Source organism: Dorea sp., from assembly GCF_977044405.1.
The window spans coordinates 1-13,607 of sequence record NZ_CDRRQK010000042.1 but is presented as its reverse complement, the minus strand read 5'-3'; the positions used below and the strand labels follow the sequence as shown (position 1 = coordinate 13,607).

Below are 13,607 nucleotides of genomic sequence, written 5' to 3'. Positions count from 1 at the left end.
GTAATGTATGGAGCTGACTGATACTAATCGGTCGAGGGCATGACCAAGCAAGGTGATAGGTAGGATGAAAGAAAATATTTCTTGTATGCAGTTTTGAAGGTACATAAAAATAAAAAAGTAAGTAAAAAGCCCTTGTCAAAAAAGATAAAAGGGTTTATACTATATAAGTATTCCTCGATAGCTCAGTGGTAGAGCATTCGGCTGTTAACCGAAGGGTCGTTGGTTCGAACCCAACTCGGGGAGTTAAAGACAGAAATCGATTTGGTTTCTGTCTTTTTTTGTATCTTAGATTACTAGAGTGTCTCTGAAAAATCATTCTGTCCCACTTTGCGGGAGATTTTGTCATATATCTTGCAGAAAGCATTTTTAAGACACACTCTAGAAAAAATATAATTATATGACCGGGAGAAACATAATGAAATATATGATAAAAAATGAAGATGGACAAATAGAAATACAGATTATTCGTTCCAAAAGAAAAACTTTGGGATTAGAAGTAAGATATGATGGAAGTGTAACTGCCCGGGTGCCAATGAGGGCATCAAGAAAAATAATAGAAAATTTTATACAGGAGCATGAAGGATGGATTATAAGAAAACGTCAGGAGTGGAGCCTGGCTGGAAATGCAAAAGAAAATAGCAAAGGCAGACAAAGGGGATTAAATGTTGTAGATCCGTCAAAAGTGCTTCCAGCAGTAGAGACGGGAGAAGGAAAAGCGAAGATCAGACATCAGATAGAAGAAAAAGTTTTTTATTATGCAAAGCTTATGGGAGTTACATACAATAGAATCACAATGAGAAATCAAAAAACACGATGGGGAAGTTGCAGCAGCCAGGGGAATCTTAACTTTAATAACCGCCTGTTATTTGTCCCGGAGGAATTAGTAGATTATGTGGTAGTACACGAACTGGCGCATCGGAAAGAGATGAACCATTCAAGAGCATTTTGGAATGTGGTGGAGGAATATCTGCCAGATTATAAAGAACGGCGGGCAAAATTAAGAGAATATCATATTGATACAAGCCGATGATGATTTGACAGATGGACAGAATCGTTGGTAGAATAATAGATAATCAATCGAATTCTGGAGGCGTAAAAGGATGAAATATTCCCATATATATAAAACAGATTGCTACAGCATTGCTCTTTGCAGGGCAGAGAATGCACTGACAGCATTTTACGATGAACGACTGAAAGAAGCCGGAATCACAGTAAAACAATTTTGTCTTCTTGAGAATCTAAAAGGATTACAGGAGGCAAATACGGGAGAACTGGCAGAACGGGTGAATCTCGAACGAAGTACTCTGACAAGAAATATACAGATCCTGATTGCAAGAGGCTGGATTTACGACAGGGCAGAAGCTGGAAGACGTGCACATCAATATGCGTTAACAGAAGAGGGAATGCAGATTTTAGAAAAAGCATCTAAGATATGGGATGAAGTGCAAAAGGAAGTAGAAGACATTATTGGAAAAGATAAGGTTAACGAATTTATGGAGACGCTGTATAAGCTTCAGAATTTGAATCGAAAGTAACGGCAAAGTATATAAAAATAATAAAGAACAGAGAACTCAGGTAAATTCTTTGTTCTTTTTTATACTCAAGTATACAAGAGAAAATACAGCTATGAATGAATTCGCAAAAGGGCTGAGATAAAAGTTTTTGAGTGATTCAATATGCATAGAAACAATATATAGAAAATTACAATAAAAGCAGAAATATATAGAATATGTGCGAAAAATACAAAAATTAACAATGGCTTTGTAAATCAATGACGATGATAAAATTTTCAAATCTGTTAGAATATTAATCTGTTAGGAATAGAAATAAGAGGTCTGGAGTAGGTGAAATGTTTAAAGTAAGTTATTTTTTGGAGGTTCTGCCGATTATTGCAAGTAAGGTTAATGTTACGTTTGAACTGACGATAGCAGCAACAATATTTGCTTTGATCGTGGGTGTAATTATTGCAATCATCGGATACTATAAGATTCCGGGATTGTATCAGCTGAGCAGAGCGTATGTATCCATCATGCGTGGGACACCGGTCGTAGCGCAGCTGTATTTCTTCTATTACGGTATTGCGTTATATAGTGCAATAGTAAGAAATATGACACCATTGATTGCGGTAGCAGTAGTAATGAGTCTGAATATGGGTGCGTTCATGTCAGAAAGTATCAGAGGTGCTCTTTTATCAGTCGATGAAGGACAGAAAGAAGCTGCATATTCATTAGGAATGACGAATTTCCAGCTCGTTACAAGAATTGTAATTCCGCAGGCTGTCCGTGTAGCTTTGCCACCTTTATTTAATGACATCATCAATCTGATCAAGATGACTTCACTGGCATTTATGCTTGGTGTGCCAGATATTATGGGAGCTGCCAAGATTGAAGGAGCCAGAACATTCAGATATTTTGAAATATATGCAGCGGTAATGTTAGTTTACTGGCTGATCATATTTGTACTTGGAATTTTACATAAGTTGTTAGAGAAGAAATGTGCGAATATGTATTAAGTGCCGTCTATTCGGAAGAAACTGCCGGTTCTGTGTATAGCAGATTTTACAGATTCAAGATCTTAAATGGGAAAGCCATTGAGATAGATTCATTATCATTTTGAAAAAGAGGAGAAAAAGTATTATGAAAAAACGTGTATTAGCAGCTTTATTAGTTACTATGATGACAGTTGGAGCACTTGCAGGATGTGGAAGCAGTGCAAAATCTGATGATTCAGATAAGAAGACAACTTCTGAATCAAAAACGGATGATAAGAAAGACTCTGGAAAGAAAGTAACAATCGTTACTGCAGGAACAGGGGAGCCATACAGCCTTATTTCCGATGATGGAAAATGGACTGGTATTGATGCCGATATGTGGGATGAAATCGAAAAACGTACTGGCTGGGATGTTGAAGTAAAACAGGCAGCATTTGACGCTATGTGGGGAGAACTGGATACAGGACGTGTAGATGTAGTTGCAAACTGTCTGGCAGTAAAAGAAGAAAGAACAGAAAAATACAATGCAACAATTCCATATTATGGAGATTCACAGTGTATTATTGTAAATGATGATTCAGATTATAAAACAGCTGATGATTTAAAAGGAAAAACTGTAGGATGTACAAATGGACAGGCAGCACAGACAATCATCGAAGATATGGCAGCTGAAAAAGGATTTACAGTAAAACTTTACGAAGACAGTGCAGTTGGTATGAATGATCTGAAGCTTGGAAGAATTGATGCATATGCCAATACAACAACAAATGTAAATGCATTTACACACAATAACTCAGATGCGAAATTCCGTTTCTTTGATGAGCAGCTTCTTGCTAACAATGTAGCATACTTCCTTGCAAAGACAGATGACGGTAACAAACTTACAGAAGAACTGAACGATGTAATTCAGGATATGTTAGATGACGGAACAGTAGCAAAGATTACTGAAAAGTGGATGTATGCTGATATGACAAAATTAATTCAGAAATAATTAGAGTCAGGAAGATTGAAAAAATATGGGAACAGAAACACAGCTGGTTAAGATTGAACATTTATATAAAGAATTTGATGAGAATACAAAAGTATTAAATGATATCAATCTGACGATCAATAAAAATGAAGTCATTGCAATTTTAGGACCTTCGGGAACAGGAAAATCAACATTACTTAGATGTCTGAACTATCTGACTGTTCCGACAAAGGGAAAAATCACGATTGGTGATGTAACTGTAGACGCCGAAAAGCATACGAAGAAAGATGTGATCGAACTTCGTAAACATTCTTCTATGGTATTCCAGGGATATAATCTTTTTAAGAATAAGACGGCTCTGGAAAATGTAATGGAAGCTTTGACTGTGGTACAGAAAAAGTCAAAAGCAGAGGCAGAAAAGATTGCTCTTGAATTACTGGATAAAGTAGGAATGAGTGAAAGAAAAGATTTTTATCCTTCGAAGTTGTCGGGTGGTCAGCAGCAGCGTGTGGGAATTGCAAGGGCACTTGCAGTGAATCCGAATGTTGTATTATTTGATGAACCGACATCTGCATTGGATCCGGAACTTGTAGGAGAAGTATTAAATACGATCAAGTCTCTTGCAGAAGAAGGAACTACAATGATACTGGTTACACATGAGATTGGATTTGCCAGAGAAGTTGCATCAAGAATCCTTTTTATGGATGGAGGAGAAATCGCAGCGGATGGAACACCGGAAGAGATTATTGATCATCCGGAAAATCAAAGACTTCAGCAGTTCCTGAATTTTGTTAATCGAAAATAGAACAACTGAAAGGTCTGCACAGAGTTTGTGCAGGCCTTTTTTATCGCCATGCGTTCGTAAGGAGCTGCCAGTGGCAGGTCCTGTAGATACCATAGTATGCAAGCTGGCAGCGGCAGGTTCTTTGCATACTCAGAGTATATGAACGGAGTTTCCAGTGGCAGCTTTTGCAGATTTGCAGGCCGGTATGTACGAAAGGAGCAGCGAATGCAGAATATAAACAATATAGATCATATAAACGAGAAAATCAAAAAAATTGCGAAAGAAATAGAGCCGGAACTTATCAGCATCCGGAGAGAATTGCATCAGTATCCGGAACTTGGGATTAATCTTCCCAAAACACATGATATTATCAGCCGGGAACTTTACAAAATTCCGAATCTTACAATCCGTGAACATATGGCAGGCGGATGTGGGATTATTGCGGAACTTCAGGGGAAGAAACCACAGGGGAAAAATCTTCTTCTGCGTGCGGATATTGACGCACTTCCGCTTGAAGAAAAGGCAGTAAATGATTACAGGTCCAAATATCCGGGGTGTATGCATGCATGTGGACATGACGGTCATGCTACGTGGTTGATTGGTGCGGCTAAGATACTGGCAAGGCTTACAGATGAATTTGGCGGCTGTATTAGATTTGCGTTCCAGCCAGGGGAAGAAGTTGGTCTTGGGGCAGATACGATGATAAAGGAAGATAAGGTGTTGGAGAATCCGAAGATAGATATGGCATTTGCGGCACACGGATGGCCGTCGGTAGAAAGCGGAAAGATTGGAATTGTAAGAAGATATGCATTTGGCTGTGTAGGCGGATTCAAGGTTAAGATCATCGGAAAGAAAGGTCATGCATCATGGCCGGAACAGGCGGTGGATCCAATCGCGATTGCAAATGAAATATATCAACATCTGCCAGCAATACTGACAAGAACTGTCAGCGGAACAGAGCCAAAGATTCTTTCGGTTACATATATGCAGGCAGGAGATACTTCTGTCAGCAATATTATTCCGCAGGAATGTGTATTTGGCGGGACAATGAGAGCAGTGAAAAAAGAAGTACTGGAAAAAATACGGGAAGAATTTCACAAAGAAATTGAAGCGGTATGTCAGGTATATGGAGCAGTTTATGAAGCGGATATTGCGATTCACGGGGATGGTGTAAAAAATGCACCGGAATTATTAAACGGAGTAAAAAAAGCAGCGGAAAAGGTGCTTGGAAAAGAAAATGTATATATAATAGAAGATGATAATCTGGGGGGAGAGAATTTCGCGGAATATAGCAGCCGTGTACCGTCGGTCTATATGTTCATCGGAATCAAACCAGAAGAAAGGAAAGAAGTTCCGGGACTTCACAGTCCAGAGTATCAGTTTGATGATTCTGTACTTGCAGGGGCAGCGGCAGCATTTGCCAATATAGCAATTCAGGGAAGTAACGGCAGATTGGAAGCAAATTCGTGAGGAGGCTGAAAGAAAAATGAATTATGCGCTACATGCCACTCACTTGGCAGTAAGAATGCCGGTACGGTCTGGAATGTCTGAAAAACAGGTAAATACAGATAGGAAAAGAAACATGTAAAAATACGAGAGGTGATACAATGGAAGAATTAATTTATGTAGACAGAAGAAATACAAATTGTAATAAATGGGATGGTCAGGAGAAAATGTTCGGAGAAGAAGGGCTCCATGCGATGTGGGTTGCGGATATGGATTTCAGAGTCCCGGAATGTGTAGTGGATGCATTGAAAGAGTATGTGGAATCCGGAGTTTATGGATATTATAAGATTCCAGATGCGTATTATGAAACATTTATCAACTGGGAAAAAGAGCGTCATGGCTATGAAGTGAAAAAGGAATGGATCCGCTTTTCTCCGGGAGTTGTTGCGGGATTCCACTGGTTAGTACAGATGCTGACAGAAGAAAACGATGCGGTAATCGTAAATACACCTGTATATTATCCGTTTTTGGATGCAGTAAAGAATAATCACAGAACATTGATCTGCTCAGATCTTAAGAATGAAAATGGGATATATACGATTGATTTTGAAGATTTTGAAAAAAAGATTATAGAACATAACGTAAAATTATTTATCTTATGCTCACCGCATAATCCTGCCGGAAGAGTGTGGAAAAAAGAGGAGTTAAAGCGATTATTTGAGATATGTAAAAAACATCATGTTTTTGTCGTATCAGATGAGATTCATCAGGATCTTGTATTTGGCGAAAACAAGCATATCCCGTCTTTATCAATCGGAGATTATGATGATATGATGGTATCAATTGCCGCAGCGTCTAAGACATTTAACATTGCAGGTGCACAGAATTCGATGGTGATTATACCGGATAAAAAGCTTCGGAAAAAATGGGATGCCTATACAAAAGGCAACAGAATCCAAGGCGGCAATACATTTGGATATGTTGCTGCACAGGCTGCTTATGCTGGTGGAAAAGAATGGCTGGATCAGGTATTAAAGCAGATTGATGAAAACTATCGGTATTTAAAAGCAGAGCTTGCTGAAAAAATGCCGGAAGCTATCGTAACTCCTCTTGAAGGTACCTACCTGTGCTGGATCAATCTGAAAGCATATGTAAGTGCAGACGATATAAAAGAAGTGATTCAGAAAAAGTGTCATCTGGCAGTAGACTATGGCGACTGGTTTGGTGGAGAGAGATTCGGAACATTTATAAGAATGAATCTTGCAACATCCATGGAAAATGTAAAAACTGGCGTGGAAGCGTTAATAAATAATTTAAAGTAAGCGTCAAAAATGCAGGTTGTGTTTATGCTTGCAGGGTTAAGTAATCCAGATAACAGTGTTTAATGAGAAGATAGTTATAGATATTATCAATAAGACAAAAATACATGCGAGTTATTTCTATTTGACAGAAAGAATTTTCTACGAGAAAATAACTGTATACCTTAGTATGCAAGAGAAGCTGCCAGTTGCCAACGCATCCGTAAGGAGCTGCCAGTGGCAGGTCCTGCAGGGGGCAGGTTCTCTGTATGGAGTGAAGAAATATGTATGAAATTGATGTCTGTTACAAATTGATTTTTGAAGCTATAACGGAAGATTGTGCATTAACGAAAATTGCAGAAAAGATAAATGAATATACAAATGCGAAGGTGATATTTGTGTCAGGGTCTGGAAAGATCCTGGCATATTCGAATGTCTGTGAAACAGATAATAATGAATCGGTACGTCAGAAGCATGTTACAATTGCAGGCCTTGGAATCTTTCATGAAAAGTATGATTCGAAGGGAAGGTATGTGATTACAGAACCGGTAGAAGTATCAAGAAGGCTGGGCGGATATGTAACGATTCTATATGAAGAAAAAGAGTGTCAGGCATTTTTTGGAGAATTGGCAGGTGTGATCGGACAGGCGGTAAAAGGCTATTTTGAAGAAGAATTAAAAGAATGTATGATTAATCAGTCGTTTGAAAAAGCGGTAATAGCATGGAATCTGTTATACGGAGATTCTCAGGAAATATCTGAGGCGGAGAATAGATTAAAACCTCAGTATATGGAAATTTTTATACAGAAAGAGAAGCTTCAGGCTGAAGAAATCGTGTGGATAGAGAAATTGCCGGAAATGTACTGCGTGTATGAAGATGAGAAGGAAATTCTTGTATTGTTATCTGGATTAAATAATAAAACGATTTCTGAAATTTACAAAAAAGTAAAAGAAAAAAAGATATCGTGCAGTATCAGTGAACCATTTTCAGACTTAAAATGGTGTGCGTCAAAATACAGATTATTAAAAAGGATGGTATTAGTCAGTGGAATTGAAAATGATCCGGTCATGAAACGTGAAAAAGAATGGGCAATACAAGGATTATACACATATACATTACCCCTGTTTGAAGAAGCTGGACTTAGTGATTACAGAGTGCTTAAGTTAATTCAGGAAGATGAAGAAAATAAGACCGATCTTTATTATACATTAAAAGTGTACTTGCTGAATGGTAATAATGTGACGATGGCAGCAGAAAATCTGCATATTCATCGTAATACATTAGTATACAGGTTGAAACAGATTAAAGAATGTATAGAAGTTGATTTTAATGATAATGAAATATCACGGGAATTGCTGGCATATATGATGATGTATGATATTTCAAGACAGGAAAAATGAAAGCATAACAAAAAGTAAAGGCTTGATAAGGAGACTAGAGTATGAAGCTGGTTCAGGACTTACCAGAAATATTTGAAGAATTTGGAAAAAAGAAACGGGAAGCATTTCTGGAGATAAAAGAATACAAAGACAGAGGAATTCCAGTTGTTGGTATGTATTGTGCATATTTCCCTACAGAGCTTGCAATAGCAGTGGGGGCAATTCCGGTAGGATTGTGTTCATTTTCCAATGAAACGGTTACTGCAGCAGAAAAAGATCTTCCGAAAAGTATGTGCCCGCTGGTAAAATCCAGTTATGGATTTGCAATCAGTGACCGATGTCCATTTTTTCATTTTGCAGATCTTGTAATCGGTGAGACAACCTGTGACGGGAAAAAGAAAATGTATGAGCTGATGTCGGAATTTAAACCGGTTCATGTGATGGAGCTTCCAAACAGTCAGTCGGAAAGAGGGCTTGCTTTCTGGAAAAGTGAGATTATACGTACAAAAGAATATTTTGAAGAATTTTTCCATATGGTGATTACGGATCAGAGGATACGGGATGCGGTGCATCTGAATAATCAGATCCGCATGTCGTTAAAAAGTCTGTGTGAATTAATGAAGCTTGATCCTGCTCCGGTATCAGGTGAGGATATCCAGAAGATGGTGCAGGGAAGCAAATACCGGTTTGATTTTGCGACGACTCCTGAGGTGATCAATGAAGTCAGAGAGAGGATTCTGAAAGAATATAAAGAAGGAAAGCATCTTGAAAAAAGACCAAGAATCCTGGTGACCGGGTGTCCGATCGGTGGGGATAGTCTGAAAGTAATCCGGGCGATTGAAGAGAATGGCGGTGTGGTTGTTGCAATTGAAAACTGTAGTGGAGTAAGAACATTGTCTACTTCAGTGGAGGAAGATACAGATGATATCTATGAGGCAATTGCGAGAAAATACCTTTCTACCGGATGCTCCATTATGACGCCAAATGATAACAGGATTGATCTGATCGGGGAAATCATTGATGAATATCATGTGGATGGTGTGGTTGAGATGATCCTGACGGGGTGTCATGCGACCGGAGCAGAATCTATATATATCAGAAAATTTGTGACGGAAGAGAAACATTTGCCATATATAGCGGTTGATACCGATTATTCGACGGCAGATCAGGCACAGATATCAACAAGACTTGAGGCATTCCTTGAGATGATACAGCCGCATCAGGAGAAAAGACTGGATATTAATTACTGCTATAAAATTGTACTAAATGGGATTGTACAGAAGCGCACAGCCAGTGAAATATTAGAAGAAGTGTGGAAATACACCTCTGTTCCGGTAGGAATAAGAAAAGACACTGAAAGTACAGAAACCTGGTTTGGTCTGAATGAGAGTGCTGCATCGGGGAAAAAAGAGCAGAAAATGGAAAAAAGATTCCCGGAAGGCGGCGGAGCTGTCATGGCAATTGTTCCGGAAGATATGCGAAAAGAAGAGATAGAAGAGTTACTTGAAATATTAGTAAAAAGCTATTATATGAAGATGCAGTCAGGAAGGACAGAAGAAAAAGAAATCCCTGATTTTCTATGGATTGTTGGGGAAAACCCGAATGACATGCTTCGGATCAAAGATGGTTTGACAGAAGAAAAAGAAAACCTACAGAATATAAAGATTCAGTATCAGGGTGGAAAAGAATTATTCATGTCAGGTGTACAGGGAAGCAAGATGCGGGGGTATGTGACCGACAAGTGCCGGTGCTATATGAAAGATGAGGATGGAAAGGTTCTGATTGGAAATGGCTTTTCAGAGCTTGACAAAAAAGAGGAGAATAAAAAACTTCAGCAGTATGCACTGAAGCTTGCACTGGGGAAATCTTCAAGAGAAAATGTACTGCTTGTGGAAAACTATTATCATGAACTTGCGATTTCTTACATCAGTAACAGTCTGGGAAAAGAACCGTTATATCTGGACGAACTGGAACGGATCAAAGAAGAAGACCTAAAAAAAGGGAAAGAGCTTTATGAGACGTTATACTGGTATCTCAGAATGAAAAAGAACGTCACACAGACTGCGGCGAAGATGAAAATTCACCGGAATACATTACTTCCGAGAATCGCCAGAATTAATGAATTATTAGAGCTGGATGAGAAAGACGGAATGGAATGCGAGAGAATCCTGATGATGATGGAGATAGAGAAAAATCAGTAGTTGTAATTGCATCACAGATAGAAATTTCAGAAATTGAGATTTTTGTCTGTGATTTTTTAGTTACGTTTAAAGTTTTTCTGATAAAATGATGTAAAGATGCAAGGAATGTGAGAGCAATCTTTAGAATTATATAAGTGTTACGAGTATAAATTGTGCAGCAATTGGGATGCATCAAAAAATGAATAAAAATGGAAAAATCAGGGAGTGATATAGATGAAATTATTACTGGCGGAAGATGAACGGTCTTTGTCAAAGGCGCTGACGGCAATTCTGGAACATAATGGCTATACAGTTGATGCAGTTTATGATGGCGTAGAAGCATTGGAATATCTGGAGATGGGAGAATACGATGGACTAATTCTGGATATTATGATGCCGAGAATGGACGGAATGACGGCACTTCAGAAAATCAGGGAACAGGGGAATCAGATTCCGATCCTCATGTTGACGGCAAAATCTGAAGTAGACGATAAGGTTGCAGGACTTGATAATGGAGCGAATGATTATCTGACCAAACCATTTGCAAGCAAGGAATTACTTGCGAGGATCCGTGCTATGACAAGAACACAGACTGTAGCAGTGACCAGTGTACTTCAATTTGGGAACATTTCTTTGGATCAGGCGACCAAAGAATTATCGTCGCCATCGGGAGAATTTCATCTGGCGAATAAAGAATTCCAGGTGATGGAGCTTCTGATGAGTAATCCTAAGAATGTGATCCCGACAGAGCGTATCATGGAAAGAGTCTGGGGATATGACAGCAATGCAGAATTGAATGTAGTTTGGGCTTATATATCGTATCTTAGAAAGAAGCTTACGGCATTGCATGCGGATATCCAGATCAAAGCAACCAGAAATACAGGTTATTCTCTGGAGGTTAAGCAATGATAAAGAAGTTCAGAATACGGTTCATAGCAGTTGCGATGGCATCGATATTTGTGGTGCTGGCGGTAATTCTTGGAGTCATGAATGTGGTCAATTACAGACGTGTTGTCAGGGAAGCAGATAATACGCTACAGATACTGATGGAAAATGACGGAAAATTCCCGGAGCAGCAGCCTGGTGATAATCCGGCAAAAAAAGCAGAGGAAGAAAATGATTCAGAAACAGATGTTTTAGAAAATAACACATCAACGGACAATATAGATGAAAAGAAACAGAGTCCACCTGAAAAACCAGAAGATGATAACGAGGATGACTCAGAAAAAGGCGATTCAGGAAATAATAGTCCGGAAATGAACGGAACAGGTAAAAACGATGAGCCGAGAATGTCACCGGAACTTCCATTTGAATCCAGATATTTTACCGTTGTATTAGATTCAGACAATAAAAAAGTGTCTGCTGATACAGGGAAGATTGCGGCGGTCAATGAAAAAACGGCAGTGAAATATGCAAAGACAGTTGCCAAAAAATCTAAAACATCTGGATTTTATTCAGGATACCGTTACATGGTGGAGGAAACAAATGGAGAAAAAATGATTATATTCCTGGATACAGGAAGAAATCTGGAAACCTTTTATTCATTTCTCATAACGAGTATTGCTGCTTCATTTGGCGGTATGCTGGCAGTTCTGATATTGGTTATTGTGCTGTCAAAAAGAATTGTAAAACCGGTGATTGAAAGCTATGAAAAGCAGAAGCGATTCATCACAGATGCGGGACATGAGATCAAGACACCATTAACGGTCATTGATGCAGATGCAGAAGTGCTGGAGATGGAAGTCGGAGATGACAATGAGTGGCTTAAGGATATCAGAAAGCAGACAGTGAAATTAAAAGAGCTGACGAATAACCTGATCTATCTGTCCAGAATGGAAGAAAATCAGGAAAATGTAGTGATGATAGATTTCCCGATATCAGATATTGTGGAAGAGACAGCATCGTCATTCCAGGCACTGGCGGTAACGCAGGAGAAGACATTTGACTGTGAGATCGAACCGATGCTGACCTGTTATGGTAATGAACAGAATATTCAGCGACTCCTGGAAATCCTGTTAGATAATGCCCTGAAATATTCGAATCCGGGCGGACATATTTCCGTAGAACTGAAAAAATACGGCAAGGGAATCAGCCTGAGTGTATACAATACGGCAGAATATGTTTCTAGAGAAAATATTTCACATATATTCGAAAGATTCTACCGTCTGGACGAGTCGAGAAACTCTAAGACGGGAGGATATGGAATCGGACTTTCCATCGCCAGTGCAATCGTGCAGGCACATAAAGGGAAAATCACTGCGGAGACGAGGGATGAGAAATCGTTGAAGATAACGGTATTAATATAAAAAATGAAAAGACAACACTTTGATGCGATTGGGGCATTAGAGCGTGTTTGAAAAATCATTCCTACAATCTATATGCCCCACTTTGCGGTATATTTTGCCTTCATTCAGTTGACGTAGCCCGCTACGCCGCCCTCATTCAGACAAAATCTCCCACAAATTGTGACATATATCTTGCAGAAAGCATTTTTCAAACACGCTCTAGAGTGTTGTTTTTTTGAAATCGCCATACGTTCAGAAGAAGTTGTCAGTGGCAGATTATGTAGATGGAAACCAGAAAAATTTTTAGCTGATTTTGTTATAAAATATAGTAGACAAATAAATATATTTATGTTTTAATAAACTCAAAGCATTATATTTCTGGAAAAAGCAGTATTAACTGCATCTGATATCATATCTAAAATCATTCCAACAGTCTGAAAAGACAGTAAGAAATCTCAATGCTTTCAATATTTCCCTAAAAACAAGCAGAGAGATTATAGAATCCGAGAATGACCAGATATAGATGTGGTGATGACAGATAGAATCTCCTGCGCATTCAACAAAGGAGGTTTGTTATGTGCACGAATACAGATTTATTGCCAGTGAACCCAAAGTACAAAGCAAGAATATTTGAACTATTGTATCAAGACAAAAAAGAACTGCTGGATCTATATAATGCAGTGAACGGAACAAGCTATGAGGATCCCGAAGAATTGGAGATTAACACGTTGGAGAATGCCGTTTATATGGCGATGCATAATGATGTATCATTTG

12 protein-coding genes, 1 tRNA gene and 2 pseudogenes are annotated in these 13,607 nt (G+C 38.7%); 14 read left to right on the top strand and 1 reads right to left on the bottom strand.

Features of this window, described 5'->3' with window-relative positions; genetic code table 11:
- The first annotated feature begins 171 nt into the window (after positions 1-171).
- The 13 genes and pseudogenes from ACWJAF_RS13280 to ACWJAF_RS13220 all read left to right on the top strand — a co-directional run.
- Positions 172-243, top strand: a tRNA-Asn gene (locus ACWJAF_RS13280).
- 172 nt (positions 244-415) lie between these two features.
- Positions 416-1,030 carry a M48 family metallopeptidase gene (locus ACWJAF_RS13275; protein ID WP_448864582.1) on the top strand — a complete coding sequence of 205 codons (615 nt, stop codon included), beginning with the start codon at positions 416-418 and terminating at the stop codon, positions 1,028-1,030.
- Between the two features lie 70 nt (positions 1,031-1,100).
- A complete protein-coding gene (locus ACWJAF_RS13270) occupies positions 1,101-1,535 on the top strand; it encodes a MarR family winged helix-turn-helix transcriptional regulator (protein WP_296033841.1) in 435 nt (144 codons plus the stop codon).
- A 314-nt stretch (positions 1,536-1,849) separates the two neighbouring features.
- Positions 1,850-2,512 (top strand): amino acid ABC transporter permease, encoded by a 663-nt coding sequence (locus ACWJAF_RS13265; RefSeq protein WP_296033840.1) that lies wholly within the window; start codon positions 1,850-1,852, stop codon positions 2,510-2,512.
- 124 nt (positions 2,513-2,636) lie between these two features.
- Positions 2,637-3,482 carry a transporter substrate-binding domain-containing protein gene (locus ACWJAF_RS13260; RefSeq protein ID WP_448864579.1) on the top strand — a complete coding sequence of 282 codons (846 nt, stop codon included), beginning with the start codon at positions 2,637-2,639 and terminating at the stop codon, positions 3,480-3,482.
- Positions 3,483-3,525: 43 nt separating this feature from the next.
- On the top strand, positions 3,526-4,266 hold the full coding sequence (locus ACWJAF_RS13255; RefSeq protein ID WP_296093623.1) for an amino acid ABC transporter ATP-binding protein: 741 nt from the start codon (positions 3,526-3,528) through the stop codon (positions 4,264-4,266).
- 204 nt (positions 4,267-4,470) lie between these two features.
- Entirely contained in the window at positions 4,471-5,715 is a 1,245-nt protein-coding gene (locus ACWJAF_RS13250; RefSeq protein WP_448864578.1) for a M20 metallopeptidase family protein, read from the top strand.
- A 137-nt stretch (positions 5,716-5,852) separates the two neighbouring features.
- Positions 5,853-7,013, top strand: a complete 1,161-nt coding sequence (locus ACWJAF_RS13245; RefSeq protein WP_296033837.1) for a MalY/PatB family protein — start codon at positions 5,853-5,855, stop codon at positions 7,011-7,013.
- A gap of 260 nt (positions 7,014-7,273) precedes the next feature.
- Complete coding sequence (locus ACWJAF_RS13240; RefSeq protein ID WP_448864576.1) at positions 7,274-8,389, top strand: PucR family transcriptional regulator; 1,116 nt, start codon at positions 7,274-7,276, stop codon at positions 8,387-8,389.
- A gap of 41 nt (positions 8,390-8,430) precedes the next feature.
- Entirely contained in the window at positions 8,431-10,569 is a 2,139-nt protein-coding gene (locus ACWJAF_RS13235) for a double-cubane-cluster-containing anaerobic reductase (RefSeq protein WP_448864574.1), read from the top strand.
- A gap of 213 nt (positions 10,570-10,782) precedes the next feature.
- Complete coding sequence (locus ACWJAF_RS13230) at positions 10,783-11,457, top strand: response regulator transcription factor (protein ID WP_296093572.1); 675 nt, start codon at positions 10,783-10,785, stop codon at positions 11,455-11,457.
- The gene (locus ACWJAF_RS13225; RefSeq protein ID WP_448864572.1) at positions 11,454-12,854 is read left to right on the top strand and encodes a sensor histidine kinase; all 1,401 of its coding nucleotides are present in this window, start codon (positions 11,454-11,456) and stop codon (positions 12,852-12,854) included. The genes ACWJAF_RS13230 and ACWJAF_RS13225 overlap by 4 nt, the downstream gene beginning before the upstream one ends.
- A 47-nt stretch (positions 12,855-12,901) precedes the next feature.
- Positions 12,902-13,000 (top strand): annotated as a pseudogene (locus ACWJAF_RS13220) (DUF6783 domain-containing protein); the annotation flags it as partial.
- Here the strand turns inward: ACWJAF_RS13220 and ACWJAF_RS13215 are convergent.
- Entirely contained in the window at positions 12,959-13,081 is a 123-nt protein-coding gene (locus ACWJAF_RS13215; protein ID WP_448864570.1) for a DUF6783 domain-containing protein, read from the bottom strand. The pseudogene ACWJAF_RS13220 and the gene ACWJAF_RS13215 sit on opposite strands and share 42 nt — an antisense overlap.
- A 327-nt stretch (positions 13,082-13,408) precedes the next feature.
- Here ACWJAF_RS13215 and ACWJAF_RS13210 point away from each other — a divergent pair.
- Positions 13,409-13,607, top strand: a pseudogene (locus tag ACWJAF_RS13210) (hypothetical protein); the annotation flags it as partial.